At 39.6% G+C, this 17,110-nt stretch carries 18 protein-coding genes; 12 read left to right on the forward strand and 6 right to left on the reverse strand.

The window, feature by feature from the left end; translation table 11 throughout:
* Positions 1-30: 30 nt before the first annotated feature.
* Positions 31-2,754: an insulinase family protein gene (locus tag H5087_RS04190; RefSeq protein WP_182671288.1), complete on the reverse strand. Its 2,724-nt coding sequence runs from the start codon at positions 2,752-2,754 to the stop codon at positions 31-33.
* A gap of 191 nt (positions 2,755-2,945) precedes the next feature.
* Between H5087_RS04190 and sixA the strand changes: the two genes are divergently transcribed.
* Genes sixA through H5087_RS04205 form a run of 3 tightly spaced genes read left to right on the forward strand, consistent with a single transcriptional unit; the run spans position 2,946 to position 4,539 of the window.
* On the forward strand, positions 2,946-3,416 hold the full coding sequence (gene sixA, locus H5087_RS04195) for a phosphohistidine phosphatase SixA (RefSeq protein WP_024593905.1): 471 nt from the start codon (positions 2,946-2,948) through the stop codon (positions 3,414-3,416).
* A 23-nt stretch (positions 3,417-3,439) separates the two neighbouring features.
* Complete coding sequence (locus H5087_RS04200) at positions 3,440-3,793, forward strand: RidA family protein (protein WP_002962161.1); 354 nt, start codon at positions 3,440-3,442, stop codon at positions 3,791-3,793.
* A gap of 8 nt (positions 3,794-3,801) precedes the next feature.
* A complete protein-coding gene (locus H5087_RS04205) occupies positions 3,802-4,539 on the forward strand; it encodes an SDR family oxidoreductase (RefSeq protein WP_182671290.1) in 738 nt (245 codons plus the stop codon).
* A 1-nt stretch (position 4,540) separates the two neighbouring features.
* On the opposite strand, the gene H5087_RS04210 is transcribed toward H5087_RS04205, so the two are convergent.
* Both H5087_RS04210 and smrB read right to left on the reverse strand, forming a co-directional pair.
* On the reverse strand, positions 4,541-5,470 hold the full coding sequence (locus H5087_RS04210; protein ID WP_182671292.1) for an AEC family transporter: 930 nt from the start codon (positions 5,468-5,470) through the stop codon (positions 4,541-4,543).
* A 27-nt stretch (positions 5,471-5,497) separates the two neighbouring features.
* Entirely contained in the window at positions 5,498-6,055 is a 558-nt protein-coding gene (gene smrB / locus H5087_RS04215; protein WP_007377742.1) for an endonuclease SmrB, read from the reverse strand.
* Positions 6,056-6,207: 152 nt separating this feature from the next.
* On the opposite strand from smrB, the gene prmB reads away from it, so the two are divergent.
* The 9 genes from prmB to H5087_RS04260 all read left to right on the forward strand — a co-directional run bounded on the left by prmB (position 6,208) and on the right by H5087_RS04260 (position 13,874).
* Positions 6,208-7,143, forward strand: a complete 936-nt coding sequence (gene prmB, locus H5087_RS04220; protein WP_007377743.1) for a 50S ribosomal protein L3 N(5)-glutamine methyltransferase — start codon at positions 6,208-6,210, stop codon at positions 7,141-7,143.
* A 64-nt stretch (positions 7,144-7,207) separates the two neighbouring features.
* Positions 7,208-8,305 carry a chorismate synthase gene (gene aroC, locus H5087_RS04225; protein ID WP_008138551.1) on the forward strand — a complete coding sequence of 366 codons (1,098 nt, stop codon included), beginning with the start codon at positions 7,208-7,210 and terminating at the stop codon, positions 8,303-8,305.
* A gap of 120 nt (positions 8,306-8,425) precedes the next feature.
* Positions 8,426-8,803: a DUF4112 domain-containing protein gene (locus H5087_RS04230; RefSeq protein ID WP_182671294.1), complete on the forward strand. Its 378-nt coding sequence runs from the start codon at positions 8,426-8,428 to the stop codon at positions 8,801-8,803.
* A gap of 106 nt (positions 8,804-8,909) precedes the next feature.
* The gene (locus H5087_RS04235) at positions 8,910-9,557 is read left to right on the forward strand and encodes a glutathione S-transferase family protein (protein WP_182671296.1); all 648 of its coding nucleotides are present in this window, start codon (positions 8,910-8,912) and stop codon (positions 9,555-9,557) included.
* A gap of 61 nt (positions 9,558-9,618) precedes the next feature.
* Positions 9,619-10,080 (forward strand): zinc-ribbon domain containing protein, encoded by a 462-nt coding sequence (locus H5087_RS04240; RefSeq protein ID WP_182671298.1) that lies wholly within the window; start codon positions 9,619-9,621, stop codon positions 10,078-10,080.
* A gap of 118 nt (positions 10,081-10,198) precedes the next feature.
* Positions 10,199-10,753: an elongation factor P hydroxylase gene (locus tag H5087_RS04245; protein ID WP_007583364.1), complete on the forward strand. Its 555-nt coding sequence runs from the start codon at positions 10,199-10,201 to the stop codon at positions 10,751-10,753.
* Positions 10,743-11,906, forward strand: coding sequence for an ATP-NAD kinase family protein (locus H5087_RS04250; protein ID WP_182671300.1), 1,164 nt, complete (start codon positions 10,743-10,745; stop codon positions 11,904-11,906). The genes H5087_RS04245 and H5087_RS04250 overlap by 11 nt, the downstream gene beginning before the upstream one ends.
* A complete protein-coding gene (locus H5087_RS04255; protein WP_024596509.1) occupies positions 11,903-12,178 on the forward strand; it encodes a YfcL family protein in 276 nt (91 codons plus the stop codon). Before H5087_RS04250 ends, H5087_RS04255 begins: the two co-directional genes overlap by 4 nt.
* Positions 12,179-12,320: 142 nt before the next feature.
* Positions 12,321-13,874, forward strand: a complete 1,554-nt coding sequence (locus tag H5087_RS04260) for an AbgT family transporter (protein ID WP_182671302.1) — start codon at positions 12,321-12,323, stop codon at positions 13,872-13,874.
* 76 nt (positions 13,875-13,950) lie between these two features.
* Here H5087_RS04260 and H5087_RS20130 read toward each other — a convergent pair whose 3' ends face one another.
* From H5087_RS20130 to H5087_RS04275, 3 genes are all read right to left on the reverse strand, one after another.
* A complete protein-coding gene (locus H5087_RS20130) occupies positions 13,951-14,265 on the reverse strand; it encodes a hypothetical protein (protein WP_259397732.1) in 315 nt (104 codons plus the stop codon).
* Positions 14,266-14,778: 513 nt separating this feature from the next.
* The gene (locus H5087_RS04270) at positions 14,779-16,623 is read right to left on the reverse strand and encodes a DEAD/DEAH box helicase (protein ID WP_024606656.1); all 1,845 of its coding nucleotides are present in this window, start codon (positions 16,621-16,623) and stop codon (positions 14,779-14,781) included.
* A gap of 160 nt (positions 16,624-16,783) precedes the next feature.
* Positions 16,784-17,047, reverse strand: coding sequence for a GrxA family glutaredoxin (locus H5087_RS04275; protein WP_024605333.1), 264 nt, complete (start codon positions 17,045-17,047; stop codon positions 16,784-16,786).
* Positions 17,048-17,110 lie beyond the last annotated feature (63 nt).

Consider the following 17,110-nt stretch of genomic DNA (forward strand, 5'->3'; position numbering starts at 1 on the left):
ATGATAATTTAAAACAAGCTAAACCTAGAGTCAAAGAGATTGAGAGTAAACGGGCATATTTTGAGATTTACTGACTTTCGCCGAGCTTAAAAGCTCATATCTTGGTCTATTATCATCAAATAGGCTTAGTGCATAAACTTTTACTTCTCTTAGTGTTAGTGCGTTTAGGGCATCTAAAAGTCGCTGCTGCATATGAAATTCATGATCTCTGTTACCAATAGCAAGCCATAACCGTTGTGAGCGCAGGCGCAAGTTTTTATCTTTTTCTGCAATATGAGTACTAAGGCCATGTTTTTGCTGTTGCCAATCGTTTTCATCAAGTGCATCAATGTTATCAAGGTATTTTTTAATAAAGCTGTTATGGCGATGCAATAATGTTTTTGCATCAAACTTAGGTGACTGCACATAAAATGCTATTCCAGCACGAGTATTAAAAGGTGCATAACCTGCGCCAACTAAATAACCTAGCTGTTGTGTTGTTCGTAACTCGTTAAAGTAATCTTGATTAATTAAATGATTTAACGCCATCATTTTTACTTTTTCGGCCACGCAATCCGTTTGCGCTTGATAGTAAACTACCATGGCATGGTCGCTACAAGGAAGTTCTAACTCGTAGCGAGTTACTTTTTTAATTTCAAAAAGAGGGCGTCTTAAATCTTCAATTGTGGCTGCGTTTTTTAGGTGTTCGGCGACCTTTTTTTGAAAGGCTAATGCATCACTTTGCTGCCAGTTACCATGTAAAAATGATTCAACATGTAGTGCTTTAAAAAAGTCTGTTCTGAACTCATTAAATTGCTGAAAACAAGTGTTTTTTAATGCCGATGCAAGCTCCCCAGGTTGAGGGTTCCAAGGCATTATTTTTGCGCCTAAAATACTAAACAACTCACTGACTGGTTTGTTTTGGTTGCTATTGCGCCAATGCCTTACAAGTTGTTTTTTATATTCAGCAAAGCGTTTTGCACAAATTTCTACATTAAATAAAGCATCTATTAATTGATCAACAAGCTCTAACTGGCTAGATGAAAGCCCTGCGGTATGTAGAGTTAATCCACCTTGATGCGAGGTTAAGTGATAGCTAAGCCCCGCAAGTTCTGCAGGATAAAATTGCTCGCCTACGCTATCCATAAATAAATCTGTAAATAAGCGGGTGAGTGCCATATGCTTTACATCTTTTACGGCAAAATCAGAATCCATGGCCAAATAAAAATGACCTTTAGCAACACGAAATGTGTTGTCTTGTTTAAACCAAAAGTCAAAACCAGGTTCTTTTACTAATAACTCGGGTTTTGTTTGTGGTTTTATGACATCAAATAACACCACTTCTTTTGTTAAATAAGGATTAGCGGTAGGCAGCAGCATTTCGCTCAGCGGTTTATTTATCTCGCTAAGTGCATCAAGCCAACTAGGTGAAATATGTTCTACTTTATATGGTGTGTTGTACCATGCGGTTTTATGTTCAGGCTCTACATCTGGATGTATAAGTACGATGCGCATATTATGTGGCGTTAACCATTGCATGGCCATTTCGTGGGTCGCTTTTTTAAAGCCTTCCATTAAATAGTCGCCTTGCACGTAGTTTGCTTCATCGTAATGCTGCATATTAATGCTTAAATTACTGACCCAATCAATCAAGCGTGACTTTTCTTGGTTATCGAATGCTATTTGTAATAGATTTTTTTTATCTTGATATAAACGCGGCAATTTTTCGGTGTTATCGTTAATTAAGCAAATATATTCAAACACCATTTCAATAATGTCTTCGAAGTATTCAATACCTTCATCGGTAAGCGCTAAGCTAATATTAAAGTCTTTAAAGTTGCTGCCATTAATACCACCGCCAGCAGAAAGCGCGTTTATCCAGCCTTGCTCTTTTAAAATAGAATAAAGAGAACCCGCGCCTTCATAGCCAAGTAAATGGGCAATAAAACTTACTGTTTTGTGGCGATAAAAGTCGTCAATATTAGGCATAGCAAAACTTATGATAAGTTTTTGCATATGCTTATGCGGCTCAATATGAAGTATTTTTCCTATGTCTTGTTTGCGATAGAGTGGCTCACTGATCTCTGGCTTTTTGAGGTTTTTATTACCCTTAATTGCGCCAAAGTAAGTTTGTGCCCAGCTTTGTAGTGTGTCTAATGTTTCGTTTGCGCAAATAACTAAAGTCATCCACTGAGCTTGGTACTGACTATTAAAAAAGTCGCGAAGCTCATCACTAATACAGCGCTCTCTGTCAGCTAAGGTTTGTAGGTTTCCTACAGAAAATTTAGCAAATGGATGAGCTGGATTTACCGTTTCTTTGTGGGCTTGATAAATACGGCGACCATCGTCTTTTATTTTTAGTTTAAACTCGGCTTCAATTGCGTTGCGTTCTTTTTCTGTTTCGGCTGAATTTAAAAGTGGCGCAATAAAAAAACGGCTAAATTGGGTAAGCGCCTGTTCAAATTCTTGGTTATTAATATCAAAAAAGTAACAGGTATGCTCAGTGCCAGTCCACGCATTAGTGTTCCCGCCAGCTTGTGAAACAAAATTATTAAAACTGCCTGAATCTGGGTATTGGTCAGTGCCTAAAAAAAGCATGTGCTCTAAAAAGTGTGCTAGGCCTTGCCTATCAAGAGGATCGTCAAAATGCCCGGCGTTAACTGCCATTGATGCTGCCGCTTTTGTAGAATCTTTATCTTGCACTAATAGTACTTTTAGACCATTGTCCAGTGTAAAGGCGCGGTATGCTCTGTTATCATTGCGGCTGATATTCAAATGATGCTCCTGAAACTAAACGTTTACTTGTTAACAACAGATGATGGCTTCAGGAAAGCGAAATACAGCTTAAAGATTTACCTGAATCTCATGAAAGAATTATTTAGAAATAAATAGATTTATGTTGTTAATATAGCTGACAAATGGGCAAACTGGCTACTGTTTTATATTCTTTAATCGGTTGATTTTTTATGAAAACAATCCTAATAATGCGCCACGGCGAAGCAACACCCATGCAGGCTGATGATGCAGGTAGAAATTTAACCCAAGCAGGGCACGATGAAGCTGAAAAAATGGGCCTTTGGCTCAGTAAAGCACATTGCCCTGATGCACTGTTAGTTAGTCCTTACATTCGTGCACAGCAAACAGCTGCAGGTGTGGCTAAAAATAACGTATTTAAATTTAGCGAAACCACATCCGATATTATCCCCGAAGGCAAACCTCAAATTGCTGCTGACTATCTTGAAACGCTTATTGCTACTCATCCCCAATGCAACACATGGCTTATAGTGGCACACATGCCTATTGTAAGTTATTTAGTGGACCAATTAAGCCCTGGTAATATGCCAATTTTTAATACAGGTGCTGTTGCTGTTATTAGTTATGATGAGCAAACCCAGCGTAGTAGTTATATAAGTATAAATGCCCCAGAAAACCTTTAATATAAATAATTGAGAAAAGTAATATGACGATAGAACGCTTACAAACAGGTGCGCGCATGAGCCGCATAGTAAAACACAACGGCACTGTGTATTTATGTGGGCAGGTATGCGCCGACGCGCAAAAAGGTATTAAAGAGCAAACTCAAACTATGCTTGATAAAGTAGAGGCGCTGCTTGATGAAGCAGGGAGTTCAAAAGAACATATGCTTAGCGCGACTATTTATGTGAAGAGCATGGAATACTTTGCTGATATGAATGCAGTATGGGATGCATGGGTACCCGAGGGTTATGCGCCTGCACGTGCCTGCGTAGAAGCTAAAATGGCACGTGATGCACTACTTGTTGAAATTTCAGTAGTTGCAGCTTTAAAAGAATAATAGCTTTAATGAATCGCTCCCCCGTTGTACTTATCACAGGCTCTAGCCGAGGTATTGGCGCAGCTACCGCACTATATTTTGCAAAGCATGGTTATGATGTTTGCATTAATTATAAAGCTGATTTAGCTAGTGCGAAGCTAGTAGCCGATCAAGTAAGAAGCTTTGGCGTTAGAGCTCAAGTTATAAAAGCAGATGTATCGAAAGAGGCAGATGTTTTGGCGTTGTTTGATTTTATTGATAAAGAATTTAGCCAACTTGATGTACTAATAAATAACGCCGGTATTTTAAAACCACAAATGCCCTTGTTAGAAATGAGTGCTAAGCGCATAAACGAAGTTTTGACTACAAATATTACCAGTGCTTTTTTATGTAGCCGAGAGGCAATAAAGCGAATGGGAAATGGCGGTAGTATTGTTAATGTTTCATCGGGGGCCGCTAAAACGGGCTCTCCTAATGAGTACATTGATTATGCAGCATCTAAAGGTGCAATGGACACATTTACTATTGGCTTGGCAAAAGAGGTGGCAAGTAAAGGTATTCGAGTTAACTCGGTTAGACCTGGGCTTATTTACACTGATATACATAGCGATGGCGGTGAAAAAAATCGAGTCGATCGTCTTAAAAGTAAACTCCCCCTTGGCAGAGGCGGTACACCCGAAGAGGTTGCTGCAGCAATTTACTTTTTAGCTTCCGAGCACGCTTCTTTTACAACGGGTAGCTTTGTTGATGTAGCCGGCGGTTTGTAAGCTAAAGTAGTAAAGCTAGCCAAAACGTAAAGCTAATAACACTTAAGATAGTAGAAAGTACGACAGCCCCAGCAAGAGTAGCTTCATGTTGCTTTATTTGAGTCGCAATAAGATAAGCATTTACGCCAACAGGGGACGCACTTAAAAATACCAATACATTAAGTATTTGCGTGTCTAGCTTAAATACATAAGTGCCTACCAATAAAACTAACGCAGGCAATAAAAATATTTTTAAAATTGATGCTATTAACGCCGGTTGCCAATTTGCAGCTATTTTATAAAAAGCTAAATTTGCACCAAGTACAAATAGCGCACAGGCAATTGCTGGTTTAGCTAATAGCTCCAAACTATTTGCTAAGTCGGTAAACAGTGTAACTCCTAATATGTTTAATATAAGCCCGCACCCAATACTTAGTACTATTGGGTTTAACACCATACTTTTTCCAAAGTGCGACCACGAAAATTTATCGCTACTACCTTTAGCGCCTATTAAAAAAGTAAGTGCAAATAACAATGTGCTATGAAAAGTAATGATCATAAATGCAATGGCTATCATCTCTTTGCCAAGCGAGGCAATAACAATAGGAATACCCACTAACACCATATTTGAATAGCTAGAAGCAAGTCCAAAGACACCGTGTTGTTGGTAATTTTTTAAATGTTTTTTACTTAAATAAAAGCGGTCAATTAAAATACCCACCCAAAATACACTCAGAACAGGTATGTAAAAGCTCAAAAATGCAAAAAGGCTAATGCTTTGCTGTAAGTTAATTTGCGACATATTTAATAATAAAAAAGCAGGCAAACTAATATAAAAAGTAAACTTACTCAGGCCTGCGATATGCTGCTTTTCGAAAAATTTTAATCGGCAACAGCTATAACCAAGCGCAACAATAAAAATGAGCGGAAAAATAATTGAAAAAATATGCACGTAGTTACATCCTAGTAATAGCTAAAGTTAGCGTCTAAATTCATCACTTTGCGGTAAATTAATTAAAATAAGTACAGCGCCTCTTCCACCATATTCGAGAGGGGCTTGGTGCATCGCTATTACGTCAGGGTGCTGTACTAAGTACTGAGGCACTTTGTGCTTTAGTACGCCGCCACCAATACCGTGCACTACACATGCACAATAATAATGCTGCTTTTTACATTCGTGAATGAGTCCAGCGAGTTCGTCTTTAGCAAGTTCTTTATTTAAGCCGTGTAAATCTAGCGTCAAATCGGGTGCAAAGTCACCACGGCGAAGCTGTTTAGCTAGGAAAGTATCTTGGCCAGGTTTTACATATTTAACCGTGCCGTGGGTGTCTATATCGGGAATATAAACGTCTGAGAAGAAAAATTCAGATTGAGCCTGCTTTTTTTGCTGGGCAAATTGCTTAGCTTGTGACACCTTAGGCTTTGTATCAAAACGATGAGTATCTTGTTTAAATACTTTGGCGCCTGTGATCGTTTGACGAAATAAGCTTATGTCGTCATTGCTTAGGGACGAATGTGATGGAGTGTCTTTTTTCATAACTATTACCTAAACAAAAAAACGTAAAAACGCAGCGCAAAAGGCGGTACAATACTTAAATGAGGGGCAATTGTAATTTGCCCAGCGCAGATAGGCAATGCAATCGTCTTAAAGACTCAAAACAGTCAGTAAGCTAATACAGGTAAAAATATATGAGCGATTTACAAATAGAAGAAGCAACACTCGAAGAAGCCGTTGCAGAACTGTCAACTTTACATGACTGGTTACGTTGGACTACAAGCCAATTTGCAAGTAGTAGTATATTTTTTGGACACGGTACAGATAACGCATGGGATGAAGCTGTAAGCTTATTACTGCCTGCGCTTAGCTTGCCTGTTGATGCGCCAAAAGAATTAATGCACGCGCGTTTAACAAGCACAGAAAAAAACCGACTTGCGGGTCTTATTGCAGAACGTATTAACGACTGCACACCAGTACCTTACTTAACAAACATTGCATGGTTTGCGGGTATGCCGTTTTATGTTGATGAACGTGTACTTATACCTCGCTCACCATTCGCCGAGCTTATTAGTAACCGCTTTACGCCGTGGCTTGAAGAGCCACAATCGGTAAACCGTATATTAGATTTATGTACGGGTTCGGGTTGTATCGCAATTGCACTTGCGCAAGCTTTTGAGCAGGCACAAGTTGATGCGGTAGATATATCGTATGAAGCGCTTGAAGTGACAGACATTAACATTAACGATTACATGTTGAGTGATCGCGTGTTACCGATTCAGTCTGATGTATTTAGCGGTGTACCAGGTCAAAAATACGACCTAATAGTAGCAAACCCACCGTATGTTGATGCAGAAGATATGGCTGACCTGCCACGTGAGTTTCATCATGAACCAGAGCTTGGGCTTGCATCAGGCCACGATGGTTTAGATGTAACCCGTACTATATTGAGCGAAGCGAGTGAACATCTAACTGATAACGGTTTGTTATTTGTAGAAGTTGGTAACTCTATGGTACATATGGATGCACTGTATCCGGGCGCGCCGTTTGAATGGATTGAATTTGAACAAGGCGGCTTAGGTGTATTTGTAATTAGCAAAAAGCAGCTAGATGAGTATTTTGCAAAATAAGTAAAAAATGAATAGCCAAGCCCAGTGCTTGGCTATTGGTAGTCATTAGGAATGAGGAAAGTTAATGGCAGGTAATAGCATTGGGCAGTTATTTAAAGTGTCCACCTTTGGTGAGAGCCACGGCGTTGCATTAGGCGGCGTTGTTGATGGTACTCCCGCAGGTCTTGAAATCACAGAGGCCGACTTACAAATTGATTTAGATCGCCGAAAACCAGGCCAAAGCCGTTATACAACGCAGCGCCGTGAAAGCGATCAAATAAAAATATTAGCAGGCGTTTTTGAAGGTAAAACCACAGGTACCAGCATTGGTTTATTGATTGAAAATACCGATCAACGCTCGCAAGATTACGGTAAAATTAAAGATGTATTTCGCCCAGGTCATGGCGATTACACGTATTGGCATAAGTACGGCTTGCGCGATTATCGCGGTGGCGGTCGTTCATCTGCTCGCGAAACCGCGATTCGCGTAGCGGCAGGTGCTATTGCTAAAAAATACTTAAAGCAATTTCATGGTATTGAAGTTAAAGCATGTTTAAGTCAGCTTGGCCCTATTAAGGCGGAAACGTTTGACTGGGATGAAGTGGAAAATAACTTATTTTTCTTCCCTGATGCAAGTAAGCTTGAAGCGCTTGACGAATATATGCGTGACCTTAAAAAGCAAGGTGACTCAGTTGGCGCTAAAGTAAAAGTAGTGGCAAGCAATGTACCTGTTGGTCTTGGTGAGCCAGTATTTGACCGCCTTGACGCCGAACTTGCACACTCATTAATGAGTATTAACGCAGTTAAAGGCGTTGAAATTGGTGATGGCTTTGACGTAGTTGAGCAAAAAGGCTCTGAGCATCGCGACGAGCTGACCCCTGAAGGTTTTACATCAAATCATGCAGGTGGCGTACTTGCGGGTATTTCGACAGGGCAAGATATTATTGCTTCTATTGCGCTTAAGCCAACGTCGAGTATTACTATTCCAGGTAACAGCATTAATACAAGCAACGAAGCGGTAGAGATGATCACTAAAGGTCGTCACGACCCGTGTGTGGGTATTCGTGCAATCCCGATTGCTGAGGCAATGATGGCCATTACCTTAATGGACCACTTACTGCGTCAACGCGGACAAAATCCACATGTAAACCACGAACATGGGCCAATTAACGGCTCTGTTTAAGCGCCCTTAATTATAAAAAAACGCGGATTACCGCGTTTTTTTATGTCTGTAATTTAGTTAGGAGCCTTTCAGGAGTTGTTCAAGTAAGCACTATATACTGCAAGAAGGAGGGTAGTAATCATGAACGATAATATTAATGAACACTCACAAATAAAAGCCCAAGCTGCAATAGCCCGCTTAGAACGTTTCAGTAAGTTAACGGATAGCAGCATTGGTATTCCTTTTACTAAATTTAATATAGGTTTGGAGGCTGTGATTGGCTTAGTCCCTGTTATAGGTGATGCCGCAGGGCTAATTTTATCAAGCTATGTGCTTATAGAAGCGCAGCGTTTAGGTGTGAGTAAACGTATAAAGACTAAGATGATCATTAATATGCTCATAGATTTTGTGGGCGGCTTAGTGCCATTTTTTGGCGATATATTCGATGCGTTTTTTAAAGCTAACACGCGTAATACACAACTATTAAAAAATCATTTAAACAAGCAGTTAAGTGAGTAATTAATAGCTTTAAGTAATCGTTAGCAAAGAGACTTTAAACAAAGTGTTGTTGGTTGTTTAATCACCTAGTAAGGTAGGATCGTCTATTCACTTTGGTATTTACAATATGCAATTATTCATCGGTAATAAAAACTACTCCAGCTGGTCATTACGCGCATGGTATTTAATGAGTAGGTTTGATGTTGAGTTTAGTGAAACCCAGCTGGTACTCGACACCCCTGATTTTTACAATGAACTAAAAAAGACCTTTGCTGTGCAAAAAGTTCCAGCGTTAATCGATGGTGTTTTACAGGTTTGGGATTCACTAGCAATTTGTGAATATATTAACGATGCTTACTTATCGGGCGCTGCATGGCCAAAATATATTACCCAAAGAGCTAAAGCGCGTGCGCTAAGCGCTGAAATGCATTCAGGCTTTATGGCGCTGCGCAGCGAAATGCCAATGAATATAAGAGCTACCCGTAAAGTAGACCTATCGAGCGAAGCATTAAAAGACATAGCCCGTATAGACGAGATATTTGCACAGCAACAAGATGTGTTTCCAAATGAGTGGTTTTTTGGTGACTTTAGTATTGCTGATGCTATGTACGTACCTATTGTATTGCGTTTAAAAACATATCAAATTACGTTATCGACAGAGGCGCAACAATATTGTGACTTTGTTATGCGTTGCCCAGTATTACAAGTATGGATCACTCAGGCATTAACCGAAACCGATATTGTAGAGTGTGATGAAGCAGGAACGCCTGTATAATTATTGTTTTTCATATGGCATGTTCTATGCCTTAAAATCATAAGTTTAAACTAGGCAGCTCATGTATCTAAATCACCCTAGGTATGGCAATAAACCGATAACTACCAATACCTCAGTGACAATAGAAGCTATAGAGAATGCGCACTGGCGTTACTCGAGGCTTAAATACTTCCCTGATACGGTAATATTGGTAGATATAAAAAAGCAAAACTATGCCATTGACCCTCGGGCACTTTATGTTGATATTGAAGAGAAGTGCGAAAGTTGCTCTAAGGCATTTATTTTTTTTGCTCAAGAGCAGCAATATTGGTTTGAGGTACTTGATTTTTGGGTTGATTCACACTGTACACGTTGTTTTGAATGCCGTAAGCATGCCAGATATATACTAACTCTACGTAAACGGTACGATATGTTAACTAGCTTAGCCAATAAAACCTCAAGTGAAAAAACACAGCGTAAAGAACTTGCCAATACGCTTTACTGTTTAGGTATTATTAAAAATATCAATAAAGTGAAAGATTAATCCGCTTATATTTTACTATCCCGCCTTATTTTTACTTTAGTTGTAAAAGCCCGTACAATTCGTCTCGTTTTTAGTGCGCTAATATGGCGCTGTAACCGAGACGAATTAATCAATTTTTATGCATCAAATAGCTGATCTAATTTCAATTTTTGAGCGCACTTTTTATCAAAGTCACAATACACGACTGATAAAAGGCGATTGTGAGCCTGTGTATTTACCAGCAACAGAGCAGGTGCCATATCACCAAGTTGTATTTGCGCATGGTTTTTATGCCAGTGCATTACATGAAATAGCACACTGGCTGGTGGCCGGTGATGCACGTCGGTTATTAGAAGATTACGGCTATTGGTACTGCCCAGACGGGCGCGATAAACAAAAACAAGCTGAGTTTGAAAACGTAGAAGTAAAGCCCCAAGCTATAGAGTGGTTATTAAGCACCGCAGCAGGGTTTAATTTTAATGTGTCGGTGGATAACTTAAACGGCGAGCAAACATGTCGGTTTGATTTTCAGCAGCGAGTACATGCACGTGTATTATCCTTAATCGAAAATGGCTTTAACTCTCGTACAGAGTCACTTTTAAAAGCACTCTCTGATTTTTATAATACACAGTGGCCATTAACAGCGCAGCAATTTAATTGGCAACATCCGAAGGAGCTTTGTAATGGCGTTTAAATTAGGTTTAATTGTAAACCCAGTAGCGGGTTTAGGCGGAACAGTTGCTTTAAAAGGTAGTGATGGCGCACACACAGCTGCTAAAGCAATCGAATTAGGTGCAGAACCCAAAGCAAATAGCCGCACAAAAGCAGCGCTTGAGGTGCTATTGCCTTATAAAGAGCGCTTAACCATTTACACCGTTAACAGTGACATGGGTGAGCAAACAGCAAAAGCCTTGGGCTTTAATGTAGAGGTTGTATATAACACTGCAGCAATAACAACCCCAGATGACACAGAACAAGCAGCAAAAGTACTTAAAGACTTTGGTGTTGATTTAGTTTTATTTGCTGGAGGCGATGGTACAGCGCGTAATATTTGCCATGCAATAGAGGATACCATTCCCGTACTTGGTATTCCTGCAGGCTGTAAAATTCATTCTGGTGTATACGCCATTACACCAAAAGCTGCAGGGCGCGTAGTCGAAATGCTGGTTAAGGGGGAGTTAGTTACCTTAGCCGATGTAGATGTAATGGATATAGATGAAGATGCCTTTAGACAAGGCACAGTAAAAGCCAAACGCTACGGCGAAATGCAAACACCTAGCGAAGTGCGCTATATGCAAGCGGTTAAAAATGGCGGCAAAGAAACCGACGAACTCGTACTTGCCGACATTGCAGCGTATGTTGTATCGCAAATGGATGAAGACACATTTTATATAATGGGTAGCGGCTCAACGGTTGAAGCCATAATGGAAGAAATGGGTCTTGAGAATACGTTACTTGGTGTTGATTTAATAAAAGATCAAACCTTAGTTGCTCAAGATTTAACGGCGAAGCAATTACTTGAGCTTACACATGATCAAAGTACTAAGTTAGTCATTACGCTCATTGGCGGGCAAGGGCATATATTTGGCCGTGGTAATCAGCAATTGAGCCCTGCGCTTATACGCGTAATTGGAAAAGAAAACATTATTGTAGTAGCAACTAAAACAAAACTACAAGCGCTTAATGGTCGCCCCCTTATTTGTGATACAGGCGATGGCGAATTAGATGATGAATTAACGGGTTATATTAAAGTAACCACCGGATTTAACGACCATATTATGTATGCAGTAGGGCACCACAACATTGAAAATACAGGTGCTTTGCAAAACCAGGAGATTAATAAATGAGTTTAGTGAACTATATCGATGCAGCCCAGCAGTACTTCGATGATTTAGTAATAAAAGCAACTGACGATGAGTTATTTGCTGGCGGCTATTTACGAGGTCATTTTGATCTTGCAGTTGGTTATGCCGAAGTAGAAAAGCTGACAATCAGTATAGATGAGCTAAACGAAACTGTAGAGCAAAGCTTAGTTAAAGCATATCGCAACGGCGAGCTTAACGAAGAAGACAAGGCATTAGTTGCACGCTTGTGGGATGAAGTTAAAGCCCTCGCTTAACCCTAAGTGGCAAAAAAACACGATTTGTTTATCACTATCGTGTTTTTTTGTGCCCAAAACTTTTAAAGCAGATTTCCATGTTAATTTACTGTTTTGTTTTTATGCGATATTGTTACTAAAATAAATTTTAGGAACAATAAAAATGAATAATAATCAAGATGCTTTACCTTCAGGGGTTGTAGCGCGTTTTTTAAACTTTGTTGAGCGAGTAGGAAATAAGCTTCCAGATCCAGCCGTAATATTTCTATTTGCAATGTTATTAATTTGGTTTTTGTCGTGGTGGTTTTCAGGCGTGAGCTTTGATGCAATAGACCCACGTACCGGTGAAGCGATTATTATTAATAATATGCTGGCAAGTGATTCGCTCGCTACTTTTTTATCCTCTATGGTAAAAACTTTTACCGGCTTCGCTCCCTTAGGTGTCGTTTTAGTAGCTATGTTAGGTGTCGGTGTTGCAGAGCATTCGGGCTTTATTAATACCGGCCTTAAGTTAATGCTTAAAGTTACTCCTAAAAAGCTATTAACGCCTTCAATCATTTTAGTGGCCATTGTGAGCCATACCGCTACTGACGCAGGTTATGTATTAGTTATTCCACTTGCCGGTGTTATATTTTATGCAGCAGGACGCCATCCACTTGCGGGTATTGCAGCTGCATTTGCAGGAGTCAGTGGTGGTTTTGGGGCTAACTTTATTCCATCAGGGATTGATCCATTACTACAAAGTTTTACCCAAAGTGCGGCGCAAATAATTAATCCTGCAATAACAATTAACCCGTTAAATAACTGGGCATTTGCTTCAGCATCTAGCTTATTTATTGTGGCATTAGGCTGGTACATTACCGATAAAATTATTGAACCACGTTTACAAAAAACAGCGATTGATGGTGCTAAAGAGGATTTACCTGTATTTGAAGATGCACGTAGTGATGAAAAACGGGCCTTTTATATAGCCAGTACCGTGATGATTGCAGGACTTGCGTTATTAGCATTTGTCTCTGCTCCAGACGATTCTGCAATGCGCAGTAGTGACGGATCCCTTACTAATTTTAGCTCTCCTTTAATGCAATCAATTGTGCCACTAATATTTTTACTTTTTTGGATTCCAGGCACTGTATATGGATTTACGGTAGGCACTTTTAAAACTTCAAAAGATATGATTGATGCTATGAGTAAAGCGATGAGCGGTATGGCATATTATATCGTCATGGCGTTTTTCTGTTCGCTATTTATTGCTGCATTTAGTAAATCAAATTTAGGTGCACTGCTCGCAATTGAAGGTGCGCAGTTATTAAAGGCGATGGAATTGCCAAGTGCAGTAACGGTTGTAGGCATTATCTTTTTAACTGGCTTTGTTAACTTGTTTGTAGGTTCAAGTTCAGCAAAATGGGCGTTACTTGGCCCCATTTTTGTACCGATGTTAATGCAACTTGGCATTTCGCCAGACTTAACTCAAGCCGCTTATCGTGTAGGTGACTCAAGCTCTAATATTATTACACCGTTAATGCCATACTTCCCATTAGTGGTGGTGTACTGTCAAAAGTATGTCAAAGGCACAGGTATAGGCACTTTAATTGCTATTATGCTGCCGTACTCAATTGCCTTTATGATTGGCTGGAGTATCTTTTTATTAGGTTACTGGGCACTTGGTATTCCTTTAGGTTTAGATGCAAGCTACATTTATCCAGCATTGCCTTAGCCTTAACCTTTATGAACCTCACTCACTTGAGTGAGGTTTTTAAATAAAAGTTCTGTAATGTAAAAGTAAGTCTAAGTTACCTTTCTAAATCTCTCACTATATAGCCAAATAAGCTGGCCTCTCCAACAATATACACATGATCATTTTTATTGTTCATTATTGTAGACTTATCGTCATACCACCTAAAATCATGAATCTTATTCGTTTTAGGCTCTTTGAAGTATAAACGAGTACAGCTATCTTCATACTCAGTGCCACACTCTTGTACATCGGTCAGGATGTATTCTTTATACCAATAGTCGCCTTGCGTGTAGTAAGCCCATAATTTAATAGGATCAGAGATAAAAATATAGAGTATTCCATAGATTAATAAAGGGGATAATGGGTACATGAAAATGGATGCTAATTTTATTTTAGTATCTGAGAAATTGTATTTAAGTGATTCTCTATATTTACTGCAGCGTTTATATTCATTAAATATAAGTATATTTAGATAGATAAATAGCGCACAACAGATAATAGGGAGGGTTATAAAGAAAACAACGTCGTATAGTTCATTTGAGATGAATGGTGGATCTGTAAAGTCCATTAAAATAGGAAGAGTGATGCATAATAAAATGGGGAGTATTATTGCTACAAGGAGCAAGTTGTCGTAAATCTTTTTCAATTTTTAATTCGTCCGTGAACTATAGCCTTTGTCTAGTTTACAGAATTTTTGTTATTTTAAAAATCAGAGAAATGTATTTATAGGCATTAAGCAACCCGAACTCAGGATAAAAAAACTATCTCAAGCCGCTATTGAATTGACGCGAAAGTTTACTTTGTTTTCACTGTAGCAGCAGCTTAAAAACAAAAAAACCTTGTCACTTTCGTGGCAAGGTTTTTTTTATTAAAGAGTCGTTGCTTATTTAGCTGTGAAGCTTACAGGGCGACGTTCTTTACGAGGACCGCTGCGCTTATCACCGCGTGCGCCGTCATCTTTATTAAAGCTGCGTTTCTTATCACCAGCTGGACGCTCAGAGCGTTCGCCACGTGGTTCAGCAGGACCTTGATCAGTTGTAATTGTTAAGCCCATAGGGCGTTTACAAATAAACACTTTTTGGAAGTGATCAAGTACATCTTTAGGCATGTTTTGCGGTAATTGAACCGTGCTGTGATTGTCGTGTAGACGAATATCACCAATAAACTTGCTTGAGATGTCAGCTTCGTTAGCGATGGCGCCAACAATATTTTTAACCTGAACACCATGTTCACGACCTACTTCGATACGGTAAGTATCCATAGGACCTGCATCACGGCTGTTACGTTCGCGAGGTTTACGCTCAGCGCGTTCACCACCACGTTCGCCGCCACGTTCGTTACGACGTCCACGGTCACCACGATCGTTGCGTGAATTGCGGTCGTTACGCTCGTTACGTTCACGAGGTTGAATCTTAACTTCTTCAACTTTAATTGGCGACTGTTGCTGTGCTAAACACAGTAACGCACCCGCTAAGCTTTCAAGAGGAAGATCAAGTTTTTCAGCCATGTTAGTAGCTACTTCATTGAAGAACGTGATGTCTTTGTTTTCAAGCGCAATAGTTAATTTTGCTTGTAACGCTTCGATACGTTTTTCTTCAACAATTTTTGCTGTAGGTAATTCAACTTGAGCAATTTCAGACTTCGTATGACGAATGATATTTTTAAGTAAATAACGTTCGTTATGTTTTACGAATAAGATTGCTTTACCAGTACGACCAGCACGACCTGTACGGCCGATACGGTGAACGTAGGCTTCAGAATCTTGTGGGATATCGTAGTTGATAACTAAGCTTAAACGGTCAACATCTAGACCACGTGCCGCTACATCTGTTGCAATAACAATGTTTAGCATGCCACTTTTTAAGCGATCTACAGTGCGTTCACGTGCTTGCTGGTTCATGTCACCGTTCAGTGGAGCAGCAGAGAAACCTTCGCGCTCTAATAACTCAGCAAGTTGTACTGTATCGTTACGCGTACGTACGAAAACAATAGCACCTTCATATTGCTCAGCTTCTAAGAAGCGAACAATTGCTTTATTTTTATGTACGCTTGCATTCCAAAACACTTGCTCAACAGATGATACTGTCGAGTTACGCGCAGAAATATGAACCTGTTCAGGATTGTTCATATACTTGCTGCTGATGTTTTGAATTTGCTTAGGCATAGTCGCAGAGAAAAGACATGTTTGCTTTTCGCGCGGTGTTTTTTCCATGATGCTTTCTACATCATCGATAAAGCCCATACGTAACATTTCATCGGCTTCATCAAGTACAAGTGCTTGTAGAGCATCAAACTTGATAGTGCCACGGTTAATGTGATCGATTAAACGACCTGGAGTTGCAACAATAACCTGAGCGCCACGACGAAGTGCGCTTAATTGGATACTGTAGCTTTGGCCACCATAGAGTGCCAATACTTCAATACCACGAACATGTTTAGCATATTGTTCGAATGCCTCAGCAACTTGGATCGCAAGCTCACGTGTTGGTGTGAGTACAAGGATCTGTGGCTGTTTCACAGACGGGTCAATATTATTTAGTAATGGCAGTGCAAATGCTGCGGTTTTACCTGTACCCGTTTGAGCTAGTCCCAGTACGTCCTTTCTTTCTAGCAATAACGGTATACATTGAGCTTGGATTTCAGATGGTGTCTTGTAACCCAACTCTTCAACTGCCTTCAAAATTGCAGGAGAAAGATTTAGAGATTCAAACGTGACTGGTTCTGACATTAATACGCCTCAACGAATTTAAAGAGGCGCGCATTATATAGGATTCGCGAGGCAAATGCTTGTATAAATTGAAACTAATTTCTATGTGTTTGATGTTGGTCGAAATTTAACCAGTTTAATTTGGGGTTTATTAAACTGGTTAACATATTTAATACAACGCTTATTTGTACAAGCCTAGGTTTTCTTTTGCGTAAGCTTCAAATTCTGTAAATCCACCGATGTGATTTTGATCCACAAAAATTTGTGGAACGGTAGGGCAAGGTTTACCAGCTGACTTTTCAAGGTCGGCTTTACTAATGCCTTCTTTAATTATATCGATGTAACGAAATTTAAAGTCATCACGTTCATTTGATAGTTGCTGCGCAACATCTTTTGCACGAACACAATATGGACAACCTTCACGGCCAAAAATTACAGTTAACATAGCTTTCTCCTCAATTTGATTAAAATCAGTTTAAATGATTGAAAAATTATTTAAAGCAAAAAA

Source organism: Pseudoalteromonas sp. SR43-7 (assembly GCF_014163785.1).
Taxonomy (GTDB): domain Bacteria; phylum Pseudomonadota; class Gammaproteobacteria; order Enterobacterales; family Alteromonadaceae; genus Pseudoalteromonas; species Pseudoalteromonas distincta.